This is a genomic window from Qipengyuania sp. NPDC077410 (genome assembly GCF_044543405.1).
Classification (GTDB): Bacteria; Pseudomonadota; Alphaproteobacteria; order Sphingomonadales; family Sphingomonadaceae; genus Qipengyuania; species Qipengyuania pacifica.
Map to the genome: position 1 here is coordinate 1,260,112 of NZ_JBITWB010000001.1, position 24,815 is coordinate 1,284,926.

Annotated in this window: 18 protein-coding genes and 1 tRNA gene; 14 read left to right on the top strand and 5 right to left on the bottom strand. The window is 61.4% G+C overall.

Features of this window, described 5'->3' with window-relative positions:
- The first annotated feature begins 28 nt into the window (after positions 1-28).
- From ACIGGE_RS06205 to purU, 3 genes are all read left to right on the top strand, one after another.
- A complete protein-coding gene (locus ACIGGE_RS06205; RefSeq protein WP_397489709.1) occupies positions 29-1,045 on the top strand; it encodes an NAD(P)H-dependent flavin oxidoreductase in 1,017 nt (338 codons plus the stop codon).
- Between the two features lies 1 nt (position 1,046).
- Complete coding sequence (locus tag ACIGGE_RS06210) at positions 1,047-1,373, top strand: hypothetical protein (RefSeq protein WP_397489710.1); 327 nt, start codon at positions 1,047-1,049, stop codon at positions 1,371-1,373.
- A gap of 69 nt (positions 1,374-1,442) precedes the next feature.
- A complete protein-coding gene (gene purU / locus ACIGGE_RS06215) occupies positions 1,443-2,297 on the top strand; it encodes a formyltetrahydrofolate deformylase (protein ID WP_397489711.1) in 855 nt (284 codons plus the stop codon).
- A 39-nt stretch (positions 2,298-2,336) separates the two neighbouring features.
- Here purU and ACIGGE_RS06220 read toward each other — a convergent pair whose 3' ends face one another.
- Positions 2,337-4,508 carry a PQQ-dependent dehydrogenase, methanol/ethanol family gene (locus ACIGGE_RS06220; RefSeq protein ID WP_397489712.1) on the bottom strand — a complete coding sequence of 724 codons (2,172 nt, stop codon included), beginning with the start codon at positions 4,506-4,508 and terminating at the stop codon, positions 2,337-2,339.
- A gap of 125 nt (positions 4,509-4,633) precedes the next feature.
- Between ACIGGE_RS06220 and ACIGGE_RS06225 the strand changes: the two genes are divergently transcribed.
- The 4 genes from ACIGGE_RS06225 to ACIGGE_RS06240 all read left to right on the top strand — a co-directional run bounded on the left by ACIGGE_RS06225 (position 4,634) and on the right by ACIGGE_RS06240 (position 8,307).
- Complete coding sequence (locus tag ACIGGE_RS06225; RefSeq protein WP_375246941.1) at positions 4,634-5,500, top strand: dienelactone hydrolase family protein; 867 nt, start codon at positions 4,634-4,636, stop codon at positions 5,498-5,500.
- Positions 5,461-6,753 carry a serine hydrolase domain-containing protein gene (locus ACIGGE_RS06230; RefSeq protein WP_397489713.1) on the top strand — a complete coding sequence of 431 codons (1,293 nt, stop codon included), beginning with the start codon at positions 5,461-5,463 and terminating at the stop codon, positions 6,751-6,753. Before ACIGGE_RS06225 ends, ACIGGE_RS06230 begins: the two co-directional genes overlap by 40 nt.
- Positions 6,754-6,824: 71 nt before the next feature.
- The gene (locus ACIGGE_RS06235; RefSeq protein WP_397489714.1) at positions 6,825-7,829 is read left to right on the top strand and encodes an SPFH domain-containing protein; all 1,005 of its coding nucleotides are present in this window, start codon (positions 6,825-6,827) and stop codon (positions 7,827-7,829) included.
- Positions 7,830-7,839: 10 nt separating this feature from the next.
- Positions 7,840-8,307 carry an NfeD family protein gene (locus ACIGGE_RS06240; RefSeq protein WP_397489715.1) on the top strand — a complete coding sequence of 156 codons (468 nt, stop codon included), beginning with the start codon at positions 7,840-7,842 and terminating at the stop codon, positions 8,305-8,307.
- 1 nt (position 8,308) lies between these two features.
- On the opposite strand, the gene ACIGGE_RS06245 is transcribed toward ACIGGE_RS06240, so the two are convergent.
- Entirely contained in the window at positions 8,309-9,259 is a 951-nt protein-coding gene (locus ACIGGE_RS06245; protein WP_397489716.1) for a complex I NDUFA9 subunit family protein, read from the bottom strand.
- A gap of 174 nt (positions 9,260-9,433) precedes the next feature.
- Here ACIGGE_RS06245 and ACIGGE_RS06250 point away from each other — a divergent pair.
- The 4 genes from ACIGGE_RS06250 (at position 9,434) to ACIGGE_RS06265 (ending at position 15,008) form a co-directional block, all read left to right on the top strand.
- Positions 9,434-9,520, top strand: a tRNA-Leu gene (locus tag ACIGGE_RS06250).
- A 177-nt stretch (positions 9,521-9,697) separates the two neighbouring features.
- A complete protein-coding gene (locus tag ACIGGE_RS06255) occupies positions 9,698-10,900 on the top strand; it encodes an integrase arm-type DNA-binding domain-containing protein (RefSeq protein ID WP_066842321.1) in 1,203 nt (400 codons plus the stop codon).
- Between the two features lie 262 nt (positions 10,901-11,162).
- Positions 11,163-13,337 (top strand): hypothetical protein, encoded by a 2,175-nt coding sequence (locus tag ACIGGE_RS06260; RefSeq protein ID WP_157668099.1) that lies wholly within the window; start codon positions 11,163-11,165, stop codon positions 13,335-13,337.
- A 192-nt stretch (positions 13,338-13,529) separates the two neighbouring features.
- Positions 13,530-15,008, top strand: a complete 1,479-nt coding sequence (locus ACIGGE_RS06265) for a hypothetical protein (RefSeq protein ID WP_347209442.1) — start codon at positions 13,530-13,532, stop codon at positions 15,006-15,008.
- Between the two features lie 202 nt (positions 15,009-15,210).
- Here the strand turns inward: ACIGGE_RS06265 and ACIGGE_RS06270 are convergent, their stop codons facing one another.
- From ACIGGE_RS06270 to ACIGGE_RS06280, 3 genes are all read right to left on the bottom strand, one after another.
- Entirely contained in the window at positions 15,211-16,245 is a 1,035-nt protein-coding gene (locus ACIGGE_RS06270) for a tyrosine-type recombinase/integrase (protein WP_397489717.1), read from the bottom strand.
- 786 nt (positions 16,246-17,031) lie between these two features.
- The gene (locus ACIGGE_RS06275; protein WP_397489718.1) at positions 17,032-18,153 is read right to left on the bottom strand and encodes a patatin-like phospholipase family protein; all 1,122 of its coding nucleotides are present in this window, start codon (positions 18,151-18,153) and stop codon (positions 17,032-17,034) included.
- 61 nt (positions 18,154-18,214) lie between these two features.
- Entirely contained in the window at positions 18,215-18,823 is a 609-nt protein-coding gene (locus ACIGGE_RS06280; protein WP_192796941.1) for a TetR/AcrR family transcriptional regulator, read from the bottom strand.
- Between the two features lie 294 nt (positions 18,824-19,117).
- On the opposite strand from ACIGGE_RS06280, the gene ACIGGE_RS06285 reads away from it, so the two are divergent.
- The 3 genes from ACIGGE_RS06285 to ACIGGE_RS06295 are packed head-to-tail and all read left to right on the top strand — an operon-like array spanning position 19,118 to position 24,803.
- Positions 19,118-20,575 (top strand): efflux transporter outer membrane subunit, encoded by a 1,458-nt coding sequence (locus tag ACIGGE_RS06285; RefSeq protein WP_151884736.1) that lies wholly within the window; start codon positions 19,118-19,120, stop codon positions 20,573-20,575.
- Positions 20,572-21,678 carry an efflux RND transporter periplasmic adaptor subunit gene (locus tag ACIGGE_RS06290; RefSeq protein WP_192796942.1) on the top strand — a complete coding sequence of 369 codons (1,107 nt, stop codon included), beginning with the start codon at positions 20,572-20,574 and terminating at the stop codon, positions 21,676-21,678. Before ACIGGE_RS06285 ends, ACIGGE_RS06290 begins: the two co-directional genes overlap by 4 nt.
- Positions 21,675-24,803: an efflux RND transporter permease subunit gene (locus ACIGGE_RS06295; protein WP_397489719.1), complete on the top strand. Its 3,129-nt coding sequence runs from the start codon at positions 21,675-21,677 to the stop codon at positions 24,801-24,803. Before ACIGGE_RS06290 ends, ACIGGE_RS06295 begins: the two co-directional genes overlap by 4 nt.
- Positions 24,804-24,815: the final 12 nt, after the last annotated feature.

Below are 24,815 nucleotides of genomic sequence, written 5' to 3' on the forward strand. Positions count from 1 at the left end.
TTGCGGGGTGGGCTTAAGCGATCTCATCATGAACAGTTACTCCAAGACTTCGCGTTTGATGCAGCGCGGTTGCGATTTTCTCGGCAGCGAAACCGCCATTCTGTGCGGGGCGATGAGCTGGGTGTCCGAACGCAATCTCGTCTCCGCCATTTCGAACGCCGGCGGGTTCGGCGTGATCGCCTGCGGGGCGATGACGCCCGATCTGCTCGACACCGAAATCGCCGAAACCCGCAAGCTGACCGACCGCCCGTTCGGCGTGAACCTCATCACCATGCACCCGCAGCTCTTCGACCTCATCGCCGTGTGCGAAAAGCACGCCGTGGGCCATGTCGTGCTGGCCGGGGGCATTCCGCCCAAGGGCAGTGTCGAAGCGATCAAGGGCGGGCAGAACCCCGCCAGGGTGATCTGTTTCGCGCCGACGCTGGCGCTCGCCAAGAAGCTGCTGCGCTCCGGCGCGGATGCGCTGGTGATCGAAGGCATGGAAGCGGGCGGCCATATCGGCCCTGTCTCCACCAGCGTCCTGGCGCAGGAAATGCTGCCCGAACTCGCCGAAGACCATCTCATCTTCGTTGCCGGCGGGATCGGCCGCGGCCAGGCAATCGCCGGCTATCTGGAAATGGGCGCGGCGGGCGTCCAGCTCGGCACGCGCTTCGCCTGCGCCACCGAAAGCATCGCGCATCCCAACTTCAAGAAGGCTTTCTTCCGCGCCAGCGCGCGCGATGCCATCACGAGCGTGCAGGTCGACCCGAGGCTGCCGGTGATCCCGGTCCGCGCGCTCAAGAACAAGGGGACGGACGAGTTCACCCGCAAGCAGATCGAGGTGGCAGGCGTGCTCGACCGCGAGGAAATCGCGATGGCCGAAGCGCAGCTGCAGATCGAACATTACTGGGCCGGTGCATTGCGCCGCGCCGTGATCGATGGCGATGTGGAGAACGGCAGCCTCATGGCGGGCCAGTCGGTCGGCATGCTGAAGGAAGAAGAGCCGGTGGCCGCCATCATCGAAAAGCTGATGAGCCAGAGCGAGGAAGCGCTCGCGCGCCGGTGAGATGACGATACATCGCCTCGATCTCGATATAGCGATTTATCGCGATCGGGTGCAGGTGACGCATCGCCCCACCGACACGTTCGTCGACCAGCGCGCGGAATATGCGTTCTCTTCGGACAATTCCGTGGTCGCCAACCCGCGCTATCTGGAGGACACGATCGTGCGCGGGATCCGGCAGGTCATCGCGACCGGCGGCTTTTCGCTGCGCGATCCGATCGCGCGGGTGGTCAGCTGCGAATCCCCGCTCGGCGAGGCCGACATGGAGGTCGTGCGGACCGCACTGATCGAAGCGGGCATGCGCAAGGTGGTGTTCGAATTCGACGGATGAATTCCTGATTGTCGCGCCCCAAGCGCATAGCGCTTGCACCGACCCACAATGGCAGGACATGGAAACGGGATGTCCGAGCCTCTAGTCCTGACCCTGTCCTGCGCCGATCGCCCGGGCATCACCGCGCGCGTCACGTCGTTTCTGTTCGAACGCGGCGGCAACATCCTCGAAGCGCAGCAGTTCAACGACCGGTCGAGCGATGCCTTCTTCATGCGGGTCGAGTTCGATCCGGGCGAGGCATCGCGCGAAATGATCCGGACAGAGTTCGCACCGATTGCCGCCGAACACGCGATGGACTGGAAGCTTGCGCTGCGCGACCGGCCGCGGCGGGTGCTCATCATGGTCAGCAAGTTCGATCACTGCCTGGCCGACCTGCTGTACCGCTGGCGGATCGGCGAATTGCCGATGGAGCCCGTGGCAATCATCTCAAATCATCCGCGCGCGGCAATCGAGCATACGCATCTGGGAGACATTCCCTTCCATCACCTCCCCGTGACGAGCGGCGAGAAAAGCGCGCAGGAGGCAAAGGTGCGCGCAATCGCCGAAGAGAGTGGGGCCGAGCTGGTCGTGCTGGCGCGGTACATGCAGATCCTGTCGGACGAACAGGCCGCGCATTTCAGCGGGCGGTGCATCAACATCCATCACAGTTTCCTGCCCGGCTTCAAGGGCGCAAAGCCGTATCACCAGGCATACGAGCGGGGGGTCAAGATGATCGGGGCAAGTGCGCATTACGTCACTGCCGACCTCGATGAAGGACCGATCATCCATCAGGACGTCGAGCCTATCAGCCATGCGGACACGCCCGATCAGCTGGTGCGCAAGGGCCGCGATATCGAAAGCCGGGTTCTGGCTGAAGCCGTCCGCCTGCATCTCGAAGACCGCGTTCTGCTCAACGGCCAGCGCACGGTCGTCTTCAGGAGCTGAGCAGCGCCTTCCAGGGCGCCAGATGTGGATCGCCCATGCCTACCGCGCGGCGGTGCGGGTCTTGGCGCGCTGGGCTTCCATGGCCTTGTCCTCGTTGGCGCGCTTGATCACATACTGACGGATTGCCTCGACCTCGCTCTCCGACAGGGATTTGGCGAAGCTGGCCATGCCGTTTCCTTCCAGTGCGCCGCCATGGACGATCTGAACCCAGGCCTTCTGATTGTCCAGCGCGCCCGAACGCCGCAAGTCGGGAAGCTCGGTCGATCCAACCGCGCCGGGAGCATGGCAAACGGCGCAATAGCGCGCATATTTGGTGCGGCCGAGTTCTATCGTAGCTGCAGTGGCGCGCGAAGGTGGCGGATCGAGCGGGGCCAGGGCAAAGTCCGGCTCTGCCGGCAATTGCTCTTTGCCCCCGAGCTTGAACACGAGAAGCCGGCTTATGTTGCGAACCGGGCGCATGTTGTCGATCAGTTCCCCGTCGACCGACAGAGCGAAAGCGCCGCCCCATCCGGCGAGGACAGCGACATACTGTTCGCCATCAACCGAATAGGTGATGGGCGGGGCGACAACGCCCGTCTGCGCGGCGAAACGCCACAAGCGATCCCCGGTCGCGGAATTATAGGCGGCAAAGTCGCTGCCCGAATTGCCCTGGAAGACAAGCCCGCCACCTGTCGCCAGAACGCCGCCGTTCCACGGCCCGGGATGTTCGACCGTCCAGCGCGGCTTCTGCGCTACCGGATCCCAGGCGACGAGGCGCCCCTTGATCGTTCCCTGTACTTCGCGCCTGATACCCAGATCGGGCGGCAGGTCGCCCGCGCCCAGATCGTAGCCGATGTTGAAACCGCGGGCCCTGTCGGGTTTCCAGTTCGCTTCGGGAGAATAGAGCATCGCCGCTTCGAATGCGGGAATGTACACGAGGTTTTCGCCCGGGTCGTAAGCCATGGGATGCCAGTTGTGCCCGCCAAGCGGCCCCGGCATGACCAGCGCCGGTTTGCCGGTGATGTCGATGCGCGTTTCGGGGTTCATCTGCGGCCGGCCGTCGGCGCTCATCCCGGTCGACCAGTTGAGCGGGATATAGGGTTCGGCGGAAATGAATTCGCCCGTGGCGCGATCGAGAACGTAGAAATAGCCGTTCTTCGGCGCCTGCATCAGCACCTTTCGATCCCGCCCGCCGATCTTCATGTTGGCCAGGATAATGTGCTGGGTCGCGGTGAAATCCCACGTTTCCCCCGGTGTCGTCTGATAGTGCCAGACATATTCCCCGGTATCGGGCCGGATGGCGACGATACTGGACAGATAGAGGTTGTCGCCTTCGCCGGTGCCGTCGGCGCCGGGGCTGCGATAGGCGCGGTTCCACGGGCTGCCATTGCCAACCCCGATATAGAGCAGATCGAGATCCGGATCATAGGCCATGGAATCCCACACGGTCCCGCCGCCGCCGATCCCGTCTTCGCCCGAAAGCGCATCGCCGCTCCAGGTGGACTGAGCTGCCTTCAGATATTCAGGCGCGTCATCGCCATCGTCGCCCGGCACAGTGTAAAAACGCCAGAGCTCGTGACCGTCCTTCGCATCATAGGCCGCAATATAGCCGCGTACGCCGAATTCGGCGCCGCCATTGCCGATCAGCACCTTGCCATCGATCACGCGCGGGGCGCCGGTTATGGTGTAGCTTTTGGACTGATCGACGGTGACCTTTTCCCAGACGACTTTGCCGGTATTGCGATCGAGTGCGACAAGCCGCCCGTCCAGCGTGCCGAGAAAAAGCCTGTCCCCCCAGGCGGCGAGCCCGCGATTGACCACATCGCAGCAAGCCTTCACGCCGGTTTCGCCGGGTACCTGGGGATCGTAGCTCCACAATGCCTTCCCGGTCGCGGCATCGAAGGCGAAGACCTTGCTCCATGCGCTGGTGACGTAGAGTTTGCCGTCCATCACCAACGGGGTCGCTTCCTGCCCGCGGGCCGTGTCCATGTCGGCAAACCAGGCAAGGCCGAGCCCGGAGACGTTTTCGCGGTTTATCTGGTCGAGAGGCGAAAACCGCTGTTCGGCATATGTGCCGCCATGCGTAATCCAGTTCGCCGGATCGTCGGCTGCATTGATCAGCCTTGTATTGTCGATGCCGCCTGCCGGTTCTTCGGCCGCGCCCACACTGCATCCCGACAAGACGCCCGCAAACCCCAGCGCGGCCAGCGCCGCCCAACCGATCCCTCGCATCGCTCTCTCCCCCGGCGACATTTGCGTCGCTCTATGCAACCTATCTTGCCTCTCCAGCGAAAGCTTGTCCATACGCTGGCTAGCTGCAACAGTGCCGGACTGACGGGACAGAGGAGTGACGAACGATGTGCGACCAAGAAATGCTGGCCCGCTGGGGACGGCAGGCGATGACGCGACGCGGTTTCGGGGCGGGCGCGATGGCAGCGGGGGCCGTGGCCTGTGCACCTGTAGAGCGGGCAGCCGAAAGTTCGGCCGCGCAGAACAGGAGCGGACGCAAGGTCACTTTCGCAACACCTGCCGGCACGATGGATGGCGAATTCTTTCATCCCGCCAGCGGCATGCACCCTGCCGTAATCCTGTGGCCCGATATCGCCGGCATTCGCCCGGCCAAGCGGCAGATGGCACAGCGGCTGGCCGATGAGGGTTACGCGGTTCTGCTGGCCAACCCGTACTATCGCGACGTTGCCGGGCAGCAGTTCGAAGATTTCGCGAGCTTTGCCGCCAATGGCGGTTTCGACAAGGTCAAACCGTGGCGCAGCAAGTTCACCCCGGCGACAATCCAGACCGATGCGCGCGCCTGCGCCGAGTGGCTACTGGAACAGCCCGAAGTCGATACCGATCGCGGGATCGGAACGCAGGGCTATTGCATGACGGGCAGCTTCGCCGTGGTCGCACCGTCGGCAGACGACCACATCCAAGCGGGCGCCAGCTTTCATGGGGGCGGACTGGTGCGCGAAGACGGGCCGAGCCCGCACACCATGCTGCGCGCCGATGCGCATTACCTAATCGCCATAGCGCAGGATGACGATGCCCAAGCGCCGGGCGCAAAAACCGCGCTTCGCAATGCGGCGACCGCTGCCGGGTGCGAGGCCGAGATAGAAGTCTATCCCGCCGACCATGGATGGTGCGTGCCGGATTCCCCCGCCTATGACCGCGAGCAGGCGGAACGGGCATGGGCCAGATTGCTTCGCCTGTATTCCGCCGCGCTTTGATGCGGCATTCGGTTGCTCTTGCTGCTCTGGTGCTGGCGACACCGCTGGCAGCGCAGGAGTTCGAACCCGATTGCGCCGCGGCCGCGGAATTTATCGGCAAAGCCGTTGATCAAGGCCGCACCGTCGGTGCATCCGTGCTGATATGGCAAGGCAGCGAAGAAGCCTGCTTCGCGGCTTCCGGCGATGCTGTTCGCGAAGAGGGGAAGGCGTTTTCCCGCGACACGCTGGTGCAGGTGTTTTCGATGACGAAGCCCGTCACCGGCGTCGCGCTGATGCAATTGTGGGAGAAGGGCGCATTCGGCCTCGACGATCCGCTGCATTGGTACCTGCCTGAGTATCGGGCGACCCGCGTGCTGACGGGCGAGCGCGAAGATGGCAGCGCCATCGTGGCGCAGCCCAGACGCGCCATCACAGTGCGCGACGTGCTGCGCCATACAGCCGGTTTCAGCTACGGCCCGGGCGGCGAACCGCAGACTGCTGCCGATCGTACATGGCAGGAGCTGGACCCGCTGAGCGCCGACAATACCCTGGCGCAGTTTTCGCAGAAGCTGGCGCAGGTGCCGCTGCTTTACGAACCGGGCACGCATTGGAGTTATTCCGCCGGGGTCGATGTGCAGGCCCGGCTGGTCGAAGTCCTCTCCGGCCAGCCGTTCGACAGCTATGTGAAGCAGCGCATCTTCGACCCGCTAGGCATGGCCGACAGCGGCTGGAAGCGCGACGAGGCGGACCTGGCCCGGCTCGCCCGCATTTATATCGCAAAGGATGACGGCACGCTGGAACCCATGCCGCGCGATGAATGGCTGAAAGCCAATTTCATGGGCAAGCCGATGACAATGGGCGGATCGGGCATCGTCACCACGGTCGACGATTACATGCGGTTTGCGCGCATGCTGCTGGACGAGGGGGAGCTGGATGGTGTGCGCATCCTCGAGCCTGCCACGGTGCAGCTCATGGCGACCGACCACCTCGACCCGCGCATCGGGCCCGAGAACCGGAGCTGGCTGGTCGGCAAGGGGAACGGCGGTTTCGGTTTCGACTTTTTCGTCCGCACCGGGCCGCCGCGCGATGCCGAGGAAAACCAAGGCACGACCGGCGAATTCTTCTGGGACGGGCTGCCGTCCATGCTGTTCTGGGTCGATCCAGTGCAGGACATGGCCGTGGTGTTCGCGACCCAGAAAATCGATTTCGACGGCACGCTGCACCACGATATTCGCGACGCCATCTATGGTGCCGACTACACCGGGGCGAAGTAGCAGCGCCGCTTTCGCTTGCCGCCAGTCCTGCGTTCGCTACGATACCCCCCGAATAGAGGAGGGTTTCCAACATGGGCGGTACGCTCGTTCTGGCGCTGATTGTTCTGGTCGCGATACTGTTCCTGATGATGGGCGTGCGCGTGGTGAAGCAGGGTTATGTCTACACCATCGAGAGGTTGGGCAAATACACGCTCGCCGCCGATCCCGGTCTGCATCTGATCATCCCCTTCATCGACCGCGTGGGGCACAAGATCAACATGATGGAGCAGGTGCTCGACATTCCCGGGCAGGAGATCATCACCAAGGACAACGCCATGGTCGGCGTGGATGCGGTGGTGTTCTTCCAGGTACTGGACGCGGGGAAGGCCGCCTATGAAGTGTCGGGCCTGCACAACGCAATCCTGGCGCTGACGACCACCAATCTGCGCACGGTGATGGGTTCGATGGACCTGGACGAAACACTCTCGAAGCGCGACGAGATCAATGCCCGTCTGCTGAGCGTAGTCGATCATGCCACCTCGCCCTGGGGCATCAAGATCACCCGCGTCGAGATCAAGGACATCCGCCCGCCGATGGATATTTCCGAAGCCATGGCGCGCCAGATGAAGGCGGAACGGCTCAAGCGTGCGGAAATCCTCGAGGCGGAAGGCGACAAGACCAGTTCGATCCTTCGCGCAGAAGGCCGCAAGCAGTCGGCCATCCTCGAGGCGGAAGGCAAGCGCGAGGCACAGTTCCGCGATGCCGAGGCCCGCGAACGCGCCGCCGAAGCCGAAGCGCGGGCAACCGAGATGGTGTCGAACGCGATCGCATCGTCGGGCAATCAGGCGATCAATTACTTCGTCGCCCAGGAATACACCAAGGCAGTCGGCAAGTTCGCCGATAGTCCCAATGCCAAGACGATCCTGTTTCCCGTCGAGGCGACCCAGCTCATCGGCTCGCTCGGCGGGATCGGTGAACTGATGCGGGGCGCCTTCGACAAGGCGGAGGGACCGGCCGACACGGGCACACCCATCGCCGACCCGCGCGACCGCGCCCCGGTACGCCGGCCCAGCGTGCCCCCGTCCAGGAACGGATAGGGGCGGGGCCATGGACGGCATCGACACATACTGGATTTGGCTGATCGTGGGACTGGCCCTGGCCGCGCTCGAGATGATCGTGCCCGGGGTCTATCTGATCTGGATGGCGATGGCGGCACTGGCGATCGCCGCGCTGGCTTTCGTTTCCGGGCCGCCGCTCGCGATGCAGATCATCGCCTGGGTATCGCTGTCGCTGATCTTTGCCTTTTCCGCCAAGCGCTGGCTGCGCGATCGGCCCATCATCTCATCCGACCCGCTGCTGAACAATCGGACCGGCAGGCTGGTGGGGGAAACCGCACTGGTGACGAAGGCGATCGAAAGCGGCTCGGGCCGGGTCAAGGTCGGAGACGGCGAATGGAACGCGCGCGGCAGCGATGCCGATATCGGCACGCGCGTACGCATCATCGGGAGCAGGGGCTCGGATCTGCTGGTGGAGCCGGTCGCCTTGCTAGACGGAAGCGCGGCGAAAGACGCCTGATCTAGACGCTCGCCCGTTCGTTGAAGCGGCCGTGCTTGCGGTACTGCACCATCCATTTGTCGAGGAACAGGCTTAGCGGCCGTGGCGAAATGCCGAACTTGTCGAAACCGGGGTGGTCGCCCGAAACGACATTGCCGGATTTCAGCAGTTCCCACTGGTCGCTCCCCATAGGAGTGCCGGGCAGGGCCGCGAAGATCGCCGAAATCGCATCGGGCATCGGCAGGAAGCTGCGATCGCGGTATTGCGCCTCTGCGATCGCGCGATTGATGTCCATCATGGAAAGCTGTTCCGGACCGCCGAGTTCGTGGATCTTGCCGCCGAAAACGTCGGGTTGCTCGAGTGCACGGACGGCGGCTTCGGCCACGTCGTCGACATAGACCGGCTGCAGTTTGGCATCCGGAGCGAAAACGGGCAACACCGGCAGGTTCGAAATCAGACCTGCAAACATGTTGATGAACTTGTCGTCCTTGCCGAACACGATGCTGGGGCGAAGGATGGTCGCTTTCGGAAAGGCCGCGAGAACCTGTTTTTCGCCCAGCCGCTTGGCTGTTGCATATTCGATTTCGGCATCTTCGTCCGGTTCGGGCGCAATCGCGCTGACATGTACGAAGGCGCGGGCCCCTGTGCTTGCAGCGGCTTCGGCCATCCAGCCGGGCGCATCGCCCATCAGGCGGCGCAGATTGCCGTCGAACGCACCGATCAGGTTCACGACCGCGTCGGCCCCGGCGATGCTACGCTCTACCGACGTGCGATCTGCCGCATTGCAGCGCGCAAACTGGATCTGGCCGAGATTGGCGAGGGGCTTCAGCTTGAAAGCCTTGTCGGGATTACGACTGGCGATGCGGACGCGCGCGCCACGTTCGAGCAGGGCCTGGGCAACGTAATTGCCGAGAAAACCGCTGCCACCCATCAGCACTACCAGCTTGCCGTTCAACGCGCCGCTTTTCGCCATGGTATTCGCCTGTATCCTCGAAGGTGGAATCGTTGCTGCGCCCCTAGCCCCAACCTTCGCTGTGCCGCAAGCGTTCCGACATGTGCGAAAGCCATTGACAGGGCAGGGCGCCCTTCGCTAGTGGCCCGCGCCTACCCGCAGCCGTGCATTGATGACCGGCTTTGCGACAAGTGTGCCCAGATGGCGGAATTGGTAGACGCACCGTCTTCAGGTGGCGGCGCTCGCAAGGGCGTGGAGGTTCGAGTCCTCTTCTGGGCACCATTTGTTCTCATCAGAACGTTCCAAAACATTGCAGAAATGGCGGAATTCTGCCATTCTTGACCTCTAGCGCAGAAAGCGAGGTCTTGTTTTGTTCCGCTTTGTTCCAACGTCTGTGGGGGCCTCGGCTGGGGGCTCCAGCTCAAAAGCCCCCAAATCGCACGAAAGTGAGGCCCCCAAATGAGCCTCAATGTGCAGGAAATCAAAGGCTTCCGGGCTGCCGACAAGTCATACAAGAAATACGACTCGCGGGGGCTGCTGCTTTTGGTGAAGCCGAACGGCTCCAAGCTCTGGTATTTCAAGTACCGCTTTGGCGGTAAGGAGAAGAAGCTGCCCATCGGCGCGTTCCCTGAGATCAGCTTGTCGCAAGCGCGCCAGCTTCGCGACCGAGCACGGCTCAAGGTTTCCGATGGCATCGATCCAATGCTGGAGCGTAAGCGCAAGAAGGCCAGGATCAAGCTAGGTGCGGAGAACACCTTCGAGGTCATCGCCAATAAGTACATCGACGAGAAGATGGTGCCCGAAGGCAGGGCAGAGGCCACGCTGCGCAAGGCGCGCTGGTTCCTCGAACTGCTCAAGCCAGCGATCGGCAATATGCCAATCAACGATGTCGATCCGCAGTTGATGCTGGCGGCGCTCAAGAAACTCGAAGCCAAAGGTAATCTCGAGACAGCGAAGAAGTGCCGCTCCTTCGCAAGCCGGGTGTTCCGGCATGGAGCTGCGCTTGGCCAGTGCCAAACCGATCCGACTTCGATCCTGCAGGGTGCACTGGTCACGCCCAAAGCACGGCACTACGCGGCGATCCTCGAACCAGAGAAGTTGGGCGGGCTGCTCCGTGCTATCGATGATTTCGAATGTTACCCGGCGACGAAGTTCGCGCTGAAGATCGCACCCCATGTCTTTGTGCGACCCGGTGAGCTTCGCCACGGCGAGTGGAACGAGATCGATTGGGACAAGGCCACCTGGACAATACCGGAAGGCAAGATGAAGGCGCGGCGGGCCCATGTGGTGCCGCTATCACGCCAAGTGTTGGACCTGTTGCGAGAGCTCAAACCAATTACCGGCAGCAAGGGCTACATCTTCCCGGCGTTCCATACGAACCAGCGCCCGATGAGCGAGAATACGATCAACGCGGCATTTCGGCGTATGGGGTTCACTAAAGAAGAAGTGACGGCACACGGACTGCGCTCGACTGCTTCAACGATGTTAAATGAAAGCGGCCTCTGGCATCCTGACGCCATCGAGCGGGCACTCGCTCATGGTGACAGCAACGCTATTCGTGGCGTCTACAATCGCGGGAACTACTGGGATGAACGCGTAAAGATGGCGCAATGGTGGAGCGACTATCTTGATGAGCTTCGACAACGCGGAGCGAGTCGCTGACTGCAATTTGAGATGGTGGCGGCTTTGCGCCCTATTCCAATCGTTCGACCGTAGATCGATAAAATCCAATTATGGCCGTTCAGTTGGGCGCCGTCCGCATGCTTCCTGATGTTGCGTGAGCAAAATAGCGGACAAGCGTCTGTTGATTCAGAAATCGCGCACCGGCTACTTAGAGGACGGGAAATTAGGGTAGCCGACATGGTGAAAAATTCTCATTCGCAGCATATCGTCACGCACTGTCGGTCATAATAAAGAGAATGAATTGTCCCAGTTCCAGCCAGTATCAGATCTTGCGGCCCGGCTAATTGCCGCCAAAAGCCAGCGGGCGATGGTCGCGCTGCTTCGGAACCAAGTCCGCCAACCCACGTCGAAGTCACTCGCCTCGGATGTCAAGGCTCATGTCCAATTGCTGGCAAAGTATCTAAACGATAACCGCGCGGGCGAAGCAATCGCGACGGCACTCGCCATGATGTTTCTCGACGCGGATCATGCCATCGCCTGCATGCGGCGCGAGGGTGTTTTGCGAGCATCGCGGTATGAATTCCGGGGATCTCTGATCGGCAGGGTTGCCAAGGCCGCGCTCAGCGTGCGCGAGCTGCTGACGGCGTCCCCTGACCGAATCGTGTATCTCGAATCGGTCGTGGCGCTTTCGCGCCTCGCCGGCAACGCCCGGGCACTACAGAAAGAGATAGAGACGACGATCCGGTCGCGCCATGCCGTGGTACTGAAGACCGTATTCGTGATGGTTAACACCTTGTTCTACCACGGCTGGTTGAACGACCATGAGGCAAGCTCCCTGAGCGGCCATCGCTACTCCTCGGAAGAGTATGCTGAAGCGGCCTCGCTCGTGTTGCGCACCTACGCTTCTATGTTTCCGGTCGATGGCGTCAGCTTCACACATGTGGACACGGACGCTTTCACGAAGAACGCGCTCGTCTACGAGCGGTTGCTTGTTGCCGCTATCCGCCTTACGAAGTTCAGGGAAGCCGAGTTCTTCATCGACGGCCTTCCGTACCGCGCCGACAGTGCGGGTGAGACCGTCACCATCTCCTCCATCGATCCCGACCTCGAGCGCTCCGTCCGACTTGGCTACATCCAGTCACAGAACCAGGGAATGATCCGCTACACGCACCTGCAGCAGACAAAGCCTGCGATCTCCATGCGCTCTGTTATCGACCGCGGCTTCGAGCGGGGCAGCTTCGGGGAGATGCTTGAGCTGGTTGAACAACCGATACGTAGATTGGTTTTGCGCCTGCCGGCCGTGCCTGAAATTTTCGAAGAGTTCTTCGCGCGCGACGATCTGTTTCTCGACGAACTCCAAATGCTCCTCGCGCTCGACGTCGACAACTTCGGCACGTTCGAGGAATTGATCTTTTCGATCACCGACCACGTCACCTCGATGGACGTCTTTAAGGTGCAGCGCTACTTCAACTTTCTCAGTTGCGCCTATCAGCGACGTCTTTCGGACCTGAAGGACGAGTCCGAGCGCGGGGAGTTGACCCTGACCTCGACTTTGCTCGTCATCCGTCACGACGACCTTATAAAGCAGATGGAGCTGATTTTCGGCGATGTGGACAAAGCCGTTGAGATCGTCTCCCTCCTGACGATGGAGCCGGGCGAGCCGCACCTCGACCTACAGTATCGCCCTTTCTTGGATACCGGGGGCTACTACGTCATAGCGCCGCACGTTGTCGCGGCTTCAAACCTCGTGCGTAACACGATCGTCGCCAACCGTCTCCGGTCTGCCGCCATTGGCCCCAAGGACCGCGTGGTCCAAGCTGTAACGGAGGCGCTGGGTTGCGCAGGCTTCCTCGTCCATAGCGACTTTGAGGTGAAGGTTGCTGGCCAAGAGTTGGAACTGGACGTTGTCGCCTGGCGCGATCGGTCGCTCTTCCTGTTCGAGTGCAAAAACGCTTACCATCCGGTGTCCGTCCACGAGATGCGCAACAGCTGGGATCATATTCGCAGCGCCAGGAAGCAGCTCGACAAGCGGCACAAGATCCTAGCGAACACCAATAATCGGGAGGTCCTCTTTCAGAAGCTCGGGTGGGATGTCGACGCGTCCTGCGAAGTCCACACCGGTATTGTCATCGGTAACCGGGTCTTCCACGGAGCAAACTTAAACGGACACCCAATCCGGCAGGCCCACGAACTGATCAACGTCCTAACGAGCGGACGCATCGTCGCGGATGAGGACAGCCTATCATTTTGGCGAGGTCCTGACTTCCAAACCGCAGATTTAATTGCCTATCTTGGTCCCGCGTCGATTGCTACGGATCAGCTGGCGGCGCTGGATCCTCGCGAATGGCGCTATTCGATGGGATACCGAGACCTCGCGTTCTCATCGTACGTACTCGACATGATTAAGTGGGACCGTGAACTGCGTGCGAGGCATGGACCGCCCGTGATTGGTGGGAGGCGGCAGGGTTTGAGCTGATCTCGGGAAATTGCTTTCGGTTAGATGCCACCGCATCGCTTGTAACTGTCGCCGACCAGTCATTGCTGCTGTGGATCGGTTTGAAGGATTGGGGGATAGATGAGTGGAAGCCAAGGCAGACAGCCTTCCGATCAACAAAACGAGGGCGATAGCATCGACCTCTTTATATCGCGAGAAGAGTTGATCGCTCGCTTGGCTGACGACGTCCGGCTTTACGATCCTGATCGCCAGAGCGGCTTCGAGCGGATGTCACGAGAGCGCTTCGAGGCGCTTGCACTCTGGGGCCTGCCGCAGGACTTTAGGGACGAGTGCTCGCCCACATCCTTCTGGTCAGCCGACCGGGAGCGGCTCCTCGCCGTGGTCTATCTTAAGGGTGGTCCCGGCAAAGTGGGCCTCGCGGTGATCGCTCGCGATGGCGAGGGACGCTACCGCCCGGTTGGACATCAGCGAGGCCTTCCGACGGTCCGGGCCGCCGAAGACATGCTGCGCGGCAACATGGGGCTATCGGCCCTCGAACTCAAACCAACCCTAAAGCCATTGCCCGACCAGCCCAAAGGGACCGACCTATTCTCGCCGATCGCCGAAGTAGATGAAACGGCCCTGCATCCCGGCTTCAGAATCCTTCGAGACGGCGTAGCGCAGCGCGGGGCGAAAGCGCTAATGGCCGAGCTTTCGCGCTGGGTGCCCGACTTGGACGGCAACCTCGCCCGAGACTTCCAAACGACAGGTTACAGCGCCCGCGTCTGGGAGATTTACCTGTCATTCGCGTTCCGCGAAATGGGCTTCCGGTTACGTCACGATCATCAGTCACCCGACTACCACTTGGAGCGAAACGGGATCGAGCTTTTCGTCGAGGCGACTACCGCTAACGCACCCGACACCCGCGCTGTGGCGACAACGGGCGGAGAACCGCCTCCCGTTCCTGATGATCGATGGTCATTCCTTGAAAAGGAAATGACACTGAAGTTCGGGTCGCCCCTACATACCAAAGTCGGCAAGCGCTACTGGGAGCTTGATCACGTCAAGGGAAAGCCATTCGTACTGGCGATCGCCGACTTCCACGCGCAAGCCTCGATGACTTGGTCGCATACAGCGCTGCCTATCTATTTATATGGTCGTTCCGCCGCCGTCAGCACCGGACCTGATGGCCGCGAATATGGCGAGGAAAAGCGTATTGACGCCTTCGAGAAGGGCTCGAACCAGATACTTCCGTTTTTCGAGCAGGATGGGACGGAGAACGTGTCGGCCGTGCTGTTTAGCAACGCGGGTACGATCGCTAAGTTCAACCGCATGGCGGTGCGTGCTGGCTTTGGTGATCGGTTCGTTACCCTCCGGCGGTCTGGTGGCTGGAACGACCCACGCCCAGACGCCTACGAGGCCATCCCTTTCGATTTTGACGTGGAGGATCCCGCTTACTGGGAAGGTTGGGCCGACGAACTCGAGCTACACCACAATCCGCGAGCGCTCTACCCCATTGACGACGCGCTGTTTCCTAACATTGCAAACTTCCGGATCGAGGATGGCGAGGGGGTTTGGAGAGGCCCATCGCCACGTGTCCTATTCTCTCGCACCGTGACGCTCGATCTTCTTGGCCGCGAAATCAACGACGATCATCAGCCTGCCGCCGGTGCAGAGGATGCCGCGGGAAAGGCCTCCCGCCGCTCTCCCTAGTGTTCAGACCGCGCTTTGACCTAAGGACGGTGATACGGCGCCCCTGACACTTGCCGACACGGAGTTGCATTGCCGATGCGTAATGCAAAGCTGTAAAAACAAAGGCAACTATCGATGAAAGTTCGCTTCTAACGTCTCGTCGGCTGAAAGCTGTCGATCCGCCAATGGTTCAATTCCAGTCCACCCACTCGAAGGCCGGGCACTAAGCGCCCGGTTCCTTCTTCTCGTCGTCCAACGGCGTGCGCAGGACGATCCGGCCATTGATAGGCACCACTTCCAATTGAAGCGAAAGCCCTTTGCGGTCGCGGTGGAACCACGCGGCTCCGATGCGGGTCCAGAAACCCTTGTCGCCCTTGTTGGCGACATGCCAGGCAAGGAATTCCGGCGGGTTAGTCTCCTGCGCGGGTGCGGTATTGCTGCGTGCCATGATGATTTTCTTTCGTGTCTGGTGGCTCGTTGCACCAACGGAAGGGCCGCACGGCCAAGGGCAGAATTCGTGTTCAACACGGGTGCGGAGCGAACTGGCGCGGGCCGGGCATTGAAGGCTGACCGCGTGCGGCCAGTTGGGTGCTTGAGAACGAAGCCGCCCGATCGAAGGGAATTCAAACACATGCCAAACCGTCACACTTGCGCCCTCGATCGCTCTCGCCCAAACGTTCAGCATACTGGTCGGATCGGATTTGCAGCGGGTAGTAGCGACACCGTAGCGAAACACGCGGCCTGCGAACGAGCGGCATTTCTTCGCAGTCTCGTGCTTACCAGTGGCTTCCAGACGTTTGAGAGGAGCCAGGACTTCGAATGGCTCGATCTCGTTGATGGGTCGGTTCCCGATGGCAGGTGCAAGCTTGTCGAGGAAATAGTTGGCCTTGACGATCGTGCCATCGGCGCGGCCATTCTGGACCATCATCTGTTCAATATACTCACGTGCGACTGCTTCGAACGTCTGTGCAGAAAGGAACTCCGCGCGGATTTTCCGCTTCCGCTTCTCAAAAGCCGGGTCGCCCCCTGAAGCAACAGCTCGTCGCGCCTCGTAGGCCGCGTCTCGCGCTTGCTTGAGGCTGATGTCGGGATAGCTGCCGATGCAGAGCTTCTTTTGCGCGCCGCCGATCCGGTATCGGAAACGCCAAAGTTTACCGCCGGTCGGCGTGACCTCAACATACAGGCCACGCTCATCGGTTACCTTGTACGGCTTATCCTTGGGCTTGAGTGCGCGGAGGCGAGTATCTGTCAGAGGCATGTGGGGGCCTTTTCATCTGGGCCTTTGCGAAATGGCCTCAAAAGGCCCACAAAAGTGTCTGGAACCCCCGAGAACAGGCGGGACGATCCGGAACGATCCAAGGGCCAAATCCCTAGGATTTCTGCGGGTTTTATAGATTATTTGGGAGAACGTGAGAAGAACAAATGGTGCCAGAAGAGGACTCGATCGGGCCGCCTAACACGTTGATTTCTGGAGTTCTTCATTCAGCCTCTCAGGCTTAGAACCATCACACTTACCATCAGCCAAGTACGCTGTAGCGGTTCGACGTCAAAACCAGGCAACCTCGCGAGATATCGGCTGACTTCTTCGACAGAGTTGCGATCCGGTCTGCGCGGGTTGAGACCCAGACCGCTGTCTGTCAGAACCCAACCGCAACTGGTAACGCCTTCAAGCGGAGTTGCGATGATGTCCGGTTTAGCTAGATGCTTCATGGGTGCGTCGGCCCTACTTCTCCAGACTGACGTGACGCCCAAAGGCAGACTGAGCAAACCAACCCAAGCATCAGCCAGAATGCAGTTAGAACGACCGCGACCATGAATTGGAGCGTTGTCGGTTTGACGCGATCCGCGACCAACCGGTTGAGCAAAGCGATAGCCGCGCCCATGAAGGTGACCTGTTTCGCGCAGTTCAATGCAACTACCAGCAGGCCCGAGAGAACAAAAATTAGCATTCAGATGCAGCGTCCGCTGGCATTGACAGATGCTTTTTGCTGGCCTTCGCAACCCGACGGCCAACGCCGTAGGAGGCCGGCAGGCCCCTACATCATCACTGACGTCCCTGCTCTTCGCCATGGGCGAACAGGGCCTGCATGAATGCGGAATCGAACTGCTCGTCTGGGAAGGCGTCATCATCGAAATCGTCACCGATCTGGTAGACCGCAAGCGTTACGCCATGATGGACGGCGAATTCGCGATAGGACCGTAGGATGTTCCTATCGGCATGGGCGATCATGGTTTCGATCGAGCGGCGCAGGATCGAAAAAGCCGTTGGCTCGACGCCTTCGACCTGCGGCGCAAGGCGGCCATTATACAGAATGGTGAAGGAGCCGTTAGTCACATCCGCTCGCTCACGGAGCTCGGCCTGTCCCCACAGGATGCTGGGCGGTATCGCGAGGAAGCTTCCTGCGGTGCCGCCGTCAACATGCATTTCGCGGAAGGGCTGCCCGTCCGCCTCGACATCGATCATTACGGGCGGCATCAGCGCAGGGACGCTCGAGGAGGCTAGAAGGAGACTCTCGATAAGATGCTCGCGGTTGGGCATCGGCGAGACGGCGATAGAACCCAGATCCCAGATCGTGCCGCGCTGCGTGTCAAGATTGGTCGTAGTTACCAGAAGGCGGCGACCCTTCCGGTGTTCCTCTGCGATCCGCTCGACAAGTTCGGGCGAAACCTCGCGCTCGATCATTTCGAGCAAGGGACGGCTGGTTGCAAAAGCTGGTCCACCGAGCAGCCCGGAGATCGCACGCTGACGGTAGATGTCGTCCGCGTCGATTGTCGTGTAGAGGCGGCGCAAAGCGTCGTCCTCGCTTGGACCTAGAAAAGCAAAAGGCGCGATAAGCGCGCCGGTGCTGACCCCGATGACGAGATCGAAGTCGGGCCGGTCGCCGCGTTTGCTCCAGCCCGTAAGGAAGCCTGCCGAGAAGGCTCCTTTGTCCGACCCGCTGGAGATGGCCAGCAGATCGATCGGTTCGTCGTCACCCGAGGCTCGCCTCTCTGCCATCCAGCGATCATGCCATGGCCGGATAATCTCGATTGGTGCCTCTGTATCGAACCGCGTGCCGGTGAAATCAACGAGTTGCCCACCCATCCGCGCCGCCGAGGAAACGTCTTCGCGCTGGGGCAGGGTTGCGCAGGCACCGAGCGCGGCAGAAAGGACGATCAAAAGCATCGCTCTCGGCGATGTCTGTCTTGGTATCCGCGAGGCGATACCAGATCTACGTCGCATGCTCCTATTTGCCATATCGCGCCATGAAGGTCTGATACGCGGCCGCAGCAATCCGATCACATTCGTCGATCGACGCCTTCTCGCGCGAGCCGTACAAGCGCGGATCGAAAATCCCGACCTTGCAAAGTTCACTCAATTGCTGGGCGGCAAATTCATGATCGTCGCACGCTAGCTCGCCCCGCCCGGCCCATAGCGCGATCATGCTCGCTACTTCGCGGTTGCCGCGTTGGGGGCCGTTATACATGAAGGTCGAAGTAGCGAGCGGAAAGCGGTCGAAGCCGCCGATGCAGATGCGGCACAGACGCAGCACGTCGTCGTCACGCCCGAACATGCGTGCGAGGCGCGTGGTGATGACCTTGAGACCTTCGGTCGCGGTCATGTCGCGCAATTCCGGTGGTACGATCTCGCTGCGCACCCGGGTCAAGGAATGCTCGACCACCGCAACGTAGAGCGCGTTCTTGTCGCGAAAGTGATTGTAGAGCGTCGGCTTGGCGACTTTCGCCTCGCGCGCCACTGCATCCATGCTGGTACCCTCGTACCCCTCGCGTACGAACACGCGCTGAGCCCCGGCGAGAATCGCCGCCCGCTTCTTCGTCTGCGTGATCTTGTTCATCTGCTCCACTTCGTTCCGATCTGAAAGTGGCCATAGGCGATTCGGTTTCAGAAAGCCAACCCGAAGGTTCATGATGAACTTTTGGGTAGCTTTTCTGCTTGGCGTTCGGAATCGATATACCTATTGATCTCTCGCCAAGTTATCCGACATATTTCGTCTCTTATCGGCGCTTTAACGCGACTTTCGCGCAGGAGCCGCTGCTGAAATCCTTCAGGAACAAGCGGCTGACTTAGCAAATTCGTTCTAGATTGTACTGGACGGTTCAGAGCGAATCGCCTAGCAGGCCAGCCCATTATGATCAGACTCACAATGCGACCACGACACCATCGCCGATGGATAGCCGCCGTCTTTTCGGCGGGTCTGGCAGGCTGCGCCACGGTCGGTCCTGATTACGAGCGGCCTCCGATCGAGGCGGCAGCGACCGACTGGATCGATCGGGAAAGCGTACCGGTCGCCGAAGCGGAATTCATCGCCTGGTGGCGCAATCTGGGCGATCCGGTGCTCACTCGGCTGGTCGAAGCTTCGCTGCAGGACAATCTGACGATCCGACAGGCACTCCTTCGGGTCGAGGAAGCGCGGGCGCGACGCGCGCAAATCAGGGCTTCCGCGCTTCCATCGGTCGGAGCCGATGCCTCCGTCACCGCGCTGCAGCAAAGCCTCAACGCCAATCCGGGTTTTGCACAGATCCCCGGCTTTCAGCGAGAACTTGAAATCTACGATGTCGGGGGGTCGCTCGCCTGGCAGATCGACCTATGGGGCCAAACGCGCCGCGCTCTGGAAGCGGGCGATGCGCGCATCGAAGGCGCGATTGCAGCCGCCAACGGTGCACGGCTCGCCGTGGCCATCGAGACGGCTTCGACCTATCTTGCCCTGATCGGATACCAATCCGAGCGCGGCGCGCTTCTCGCCAGCATCGCGGCGCAGCGCGAACTGCTGGCGCTCTCGAATATTCAGCTTCGCGAGGGCGAAATATCGCGTGCCGACCTGCTGCTCGTTGAAAGCGAGCTCGCCCGCATCGAAGCCGAGCTTCCGCGCCTCGATGTCGAGATAAGGGCTGCTGCCCTGGCTCTCGGGCCGCTGATCGGCGAGTTGCCGGAACGAGAGATCGCGCTCGCGACCGAGGATCGGAACGAGGTCGCGCTGCTCGACGTGCCTGTCGGCCTGCGCGCCGATCTGCTCCGAAGGCGCCCCGATATCGCGCGCGCTGAACGCGAACTGGCGGCCGAGACCGCCGAGATTGGCGTCGCGAGGGCCGAGCTTTTCCCGCAGCTGCGCCTCAACGCGGCAGGGGGCTTCTCATCGATCGCGCTAGATACGCTCTTCGATGGCGACAGCACCAGCTATTCCATCGTGCCGTTTTTGTCGTGGCGCGTCTTCGAAGGCGGTCGAATCCGCGCGGAAATCGATCTCGCTCAGTTGGAAGCGCGCCGGGCTGCGCTTGCTTACGAGCAAAGCATTCTAACCGCGCTCGAGGAAACCGAGACGGCCATCGCCCGCTACGACCTGGGACGTGAGGCACTTGCACTGAGCGAGCGCGCCGCGACCCTTTCGGCAGAAAATTACCGCCTCGCCCGCATCCAGTTCCAGTACGGCGCGATCGACCAGCTTCGCTTGCAAGAGGCTGAGCGGGGTCTGCGGAATGCGGAACGCGGCCGAGCGATTGCCTATCGCCAGGCGAGTCTTGCCATGGCGGGGCTGTACGCCGCACTCGGCGGCGGCTGGCAGGCCGCACCATCGGGAGACCCATCGTGAAACATACCCTCGCCCTTTTTGGGTCAGCCTTCTTGCTGGCTGGCTGTTCCGAAACGGAAAAACCGCCCGAGCCCAGACCTGTCGCCTGGGTCGAAGTCGGCGCTTCGGAAACCACATCCGACGATCAAGTGACCTTCCCGGCGCGCGTACGCGCCGAACAGCGCGCGTCACTCAGCTTCGAAGTCGGTGGGACCCTCACCTCCGTACGCGCCGAGATCGGCGATCGGGTCGGACGCGGCGCGGTGGTCGCGACACTCGATTCCGCGACCTATCGCTTCAATGCCGCGTCTGCCGACGCGCAGGTCGTCGAAACCCGCGCGCGGCTTGCGCGCGCCCGACAGGAAGCGGAGCGACAGCGCGCGCTCTTTGCCGAGGGTGCAACCTCCGAGACGCGGCTGGAGACCGCCGATGCCGAGGTAAACAGTCTCGAGGCCCTTCTAGATGCCGGGCAGGCGCAGGCTGGCTCGGCGCGCGAGACGCTTTCCGATACCCGATTGCGCGCCCCCTTTTCGGGTCGTGTGGCGCGCAGGATCGTCGAGCCGGGCACCCAGGTCTCCCCCGGCCAGCCGGTGCTCGAGCTCGACGGTTTCGGAACCGAAGTGGTCTTCAGCGTCCCCGGAACGCTGCGCGATCGGCTTGCCACCGGTCAATCGGTCGAGGTGCTCCGACCGGGACGCGACGTGCCAGCTCTTGCGGCGACCATCACCGAGATTTCCAGCCGCGGCAGCGGGCCGGGCGCCTTCGAAATCGTCGCACGGGTGATGGCCGGTGAAGGGACGATCGAGCCCGGCGAGGTGGCCGAGGTTCGCCTGTCTCGCGACGCCGGTAACGAAGAACCGCGGCCACAGTCCGCCACTTACGCGATACCGCTGACCGCCATCATGCCCACCGGTCCCGATCGCGGAGAGGTATGGGTCGTCGACACGCAAACCGATAAAGTTTCCGCGCGCACCATCCGGTTCGAAGCGGCGAGCGAGAACCGCGTTACGGTAACGAGCGGGCTGAAGAGCGGCGACGTCGTCGTCAGCAAGGGAGCAGCCTTTCTGCAAACCGGTGAGCGCGTCAGTCTGATCGGCGCCGGCGCGCGGCGGTTCGCATCGTGAGCAATCTTTCGGAACTCGGCTTCCGCTACCGCGCGGCGGTTTTACTCATCGTCGTGCTCGCGATGATCTACGGCGTCGCGAGCTATTTCACGCTTCCCGCGCGCGAGGACCCCACGATCACTATCCGCGAAGCCGTGGTCGTTACCGCGCATCCGGGGATGGACGCGACACGGGTCGAGACCCTCATCACCACCCCGCTCGCCGAAGCTATCAAGACGATGCCCGAGGTCGACGAAGTGCGTGCCACTTCAATGGAGGGACAATCGATTATCCATGCCGAAGTCGCCTTCGCCACCGACGATCTTGATCAGGCGTGGGACGAACTGGACGAAAAGGTCGAGGAGACTGTGGGCCAGTTCCCTGAAGGTACGATGGCGCCAATCATCAACGACGAGTTCGGCGATGTCGCGGTCATTACGCTGGCGTTGCAATCTGCCGATTTCCCGATGGACGAGCTGGGCGATCTTGCGGAGCATGTGCGCGACCAGCTCTACACCATTCCCGGCACCAAGCGCGTCGACATCCTGGGTCGACCGCAGGAGCGGGTCTATATCGAGATGAGCAATGCGGTGCTCGCCCAACTCGGCGTTCCGCTCGATGCGGTCGCTGCGGCGCTCGCACAGCAGAACGTCGTGGCGCCCGGTGGCGCAATCGAGACCGAAAGCCGCCGATTGTCGATCGAACCGTCGGGCGCCTTCGAAACACTTGAAGACGTCAGAAACCTTTATCTCGACCTCGGCCCGGCAGGGACCATCCGGCTCGGCGATTACGCGCAGGTCAGCAAACGATCTATCGATCCTCCGTTGCAGCGCGCCTATTTCAACGGTGATCCTGCCATCGTCTTCGCCATCTCGATGGACGAGGCGCAAAGCGTGATCAACTACGCCGATCGCGCGCAGGAAACGATCGACAACGTGCGCCAGTCGCTGCCCGCGGGCATAACGCTTGAAACCATGACCTGGCAGGCCGAGCAGGTGAAGAACGCTGTCTACGGCGTTAGCTTCAACGTCCTCCAGACGTTCGCCATCGTGCTTGCGACCATGATCCTCTTCCTTGGCCTTCGCACGGGGCTCGTAATCGGCGCAGTGGTTCCTGCGGTCGTGCTGATCACACTCGCAATCATGGGCATGTACGGCATCAAGCTAGAGCGTATGAGCCTTGCAACCATCGTTATCGCGCTCGGCCTGCTGGTCGATAACGGCATTGTGATCGCGGAGGATTTCGAACAGCGCCTCGCCGAAGGCATCGACCGGCGCAAGGCTATCGGTCAGACGGGCGGAGAACTCGCCGGGCCGCTCCTCGCGTCGACACTCACCATTATCCTTGTGTTCCTGCCGCTCATGCTCGCGCAGCAGGAATCGGGTGAATACACGCGCAACATTTCGCTCGTCATCCTGATCGCTCTGTCGAGCTCTTGGCTGATCGCGGTCACGGTGATCCCCACCCTGTGCTATTGGTTCGCCAGGCCACCCGAGGAGCAACAGAAGGGCAAGATCAGGGCCAAGGTTGACGAAACGTTCGACTGGGGATCGGCGCGCTACGAGAAGCTTCTTCGCTGGGCGCTCGCGCATCGCAAGCTCTATCTTGGCGGCATGGCCGCGCTGTTTGCTATCGCAGCGGCATCGCTGCAGCTGGTTCCGCAACAATTCTTCCCCTCGTCCGACCGTGCGCAGATACTCGTCTATGCCGACATGCCCGTAGGAACCTCGAGCGTTGCGATGGACGAAAAGGTTCAGGCGATCTCCGAGTTCATTGACGATGACGAGCGCTATCCAGACTTCGACAGCGTGGCTTCCTATTCAGGGTTTGGGGGACCGCGCTTCGTGCTGTCGCTCGCACCATCGGACCCAGCCCCCAATAGGGGTTTCCTCGTCATCAACGCGAAGGACGCGGAGGTGCGCGATGCCGGTGTCGAGCAATTGCGGCAGGACATGGCCGTGGCCTTTCCCGACACTCGGATGCGGATCGCGGGGATGTTCCTCGGGCCGAGCGATCCCAACGTGATCCAGGTGCAGGTTCGCGGCCCGGACCCCGATGTCCTGCTTGAAACGGGCGACAAGCTCGCGGGCATCCTGCGCGAGGTCGAAGGGACGATCGACATCTTCTCCGATTGGGAAGAACCGTCCATGCAATACAGGGTCGAGGTCGACCAAGCGGCCGCGCGTGCGGCGGGCGTGACCTCGGCCGACGTCTCGCGTGCGCTCACGACCTATTTCTCGGGGCAATCCGTAGGCGTCTATCGCGACGGCGATGATCTCGCGCCGATCGTCATTCGTGCTCCCGAAATCGAGCGCACCGATCCGGCCCGACTGGAAGCGGTGACGCTTGTCGGGGCGGAAGGAGCGGTCGTACAGTTGGGTGAAGTAGCGATGGCTTCGCTTGTCCCGCAACGGGGACGCATCCAGAGCGAGAACCTGATCAAGACGCTCACGGTCGAAGCGCGTCCTACCTCGGTCACCCCGCAGGACATGGTTCCGATGGTGCAGGACAAGCTCGACGAGCTCGAGGCGATGCTGCCGCCGGGTCATCATATAGAATGGGACGGCATTATCGCCGAGAGCTCGGAAGGCACCAGCGCGCTGCTCGCCAATCTGCCCCTGATGATGGGGCTGATCGTCATCATGCTGGTGATCCAGTTCGGTGCGTTCCGACAGGCCGGTGTCGTTCTCCTAGTCGTTCCTCTGGGCGTGATCGGTGCGGCAGCCGGGCTTCATATCATGCAGGCCGATTTCGGCTTCATGGTGATCCTCGGCCTGTTCGCTCTGTTTGGCATTATCATCAACAATGCCATCGTTCTCGTCGACCGCTGCGAGATCGAGCGCAGTGAAGCGGAGAAACGTGCACACGATGAAGGCAAAACGCGCGACGATGCTGACGTTGAGCAAGTAGCCGAAGCGGTGGTCCAGGCCGGCATGCGCCGGTTCCGACCAATCCTGATGACGACGATCACCACGATCCTCGGACTCCTACCGCTCATCATCGGACAGGACGTGCTTTTCTACGGCTTGGCCAGCGCTATCGCGTTTGGTTTGGTGTTTGCTCTGGCAATCACATTGGGCGCGGTGCCCGTTCTGTACGCGTGGTTCTTTGGCGCACAGTCCGCCAGCTCGAAATCAGGAAAGTGATGATTGTACCGT

Excerpts from the sequence above, each read along its gene's own strand:
- ACIGGE_RS06235 (WP_397489714.1), top strand. The coding sequence starts at position 6,825 with ATGGGCGGTACGCTCGTTCTGGCGCTGATTGTTCTGGTCGCGATACTG.
- ACIGGE_RS06205 (WP_397489709.1), top strand. The coding sequence starts at position 29 with ATGAACAGTTACTCCAAGACTTCGCGTTTGATGCAGCGCGGTTGCGAT.
- ACIGGE_RS06280 (WP_192796941.1), bottom strand. The coding sequence starts at position 18,823 with ATGAACAAGATCACGCAGACGAAGAAGCGGGCGGCGATTCTCGCCGGG.
- ACIGGE_RS06210 (WP_397489710.1), top strand. The coding sequence starts at position 1,047 with ATGACGATACATCGCCTCGATCTCGATATAGCGATTTATCGCGATCGG.
- ACIGGE_RS06225 (WP_375246941.1), top strand. The coding sequence starts at position 4,634 with ATGTGCGACCAAGAAATGCTGGCCCGCTGGGGACGGCAGGCGATGACG.
- purU (WP_397489711.1), top strand. The coding sequence starts at position 1,443 with ATGTCCGAGCCTCTAGTCCTGACCCTGTCCTGCGCCGATCGCCCGGGC.
- ACIGGE_RS06230 (WP_397489713.1), top strand. The coding sequence starts at position 5,461 with ATGGGCCAGATTGCTTCGCCTGTATTCCGCCGCGCTTTGATGCGGCAT.
- ACIGGE_RS06220 (WP_397489712.1), bottom strand. The coding sequence starts at position 4,508 with ATGCGAGGGATCGGTTGGGCGGCGCTGGCCGCGCTGGGGTTTGCGGGC.
- ACIGGE_RS06270 (WP_397489717.1), bottom strand. The coding sequence starts at position 16,245 with ATGCCTCTGACAGATACTCGCCTCCGCGCACTCAAGCCCAAGGATAAG.
- ACIGGE_RS06245 (WP_397489716.1), bottom strand. The coding sequence starts at position 9,259 with ATGGCGAAAAGCGGCGCGTTGAACGGCAAGCTGGTAGTGCTGATGGGT.
- ACIGGE_RS06275 (WP_397489718.1), bottom strand. The coding sequence starts at position 18,153 with ATGCTTTTGATCGTCCTTTCTGCCGCGCTCGGTGCCTGCGCAACCCTG.
- ACIGGE_RS06285 (WP_151884736.1), top strand. The coding sequence starts at position 19,118 with ATGATCAGACTCACAATGCGACCACGACACCATCGCCGATGGATAGCC.
- ACIGGE_RS06240 (WP_397489715.1), top strand. The coding sequence starts at position 7,840 with ATGGACGGCATCGACACATACTGGATTTGGCTGATCGTGGGACTGGCC.
- ACIGGE_RS06255 (WP_066842321.1), top strand. The coding sequence starts at position 9,698 with ATGAGCCTCAATGTGCAGGAAATCAAAGGCTTCCGGGCTGCCGACAAG.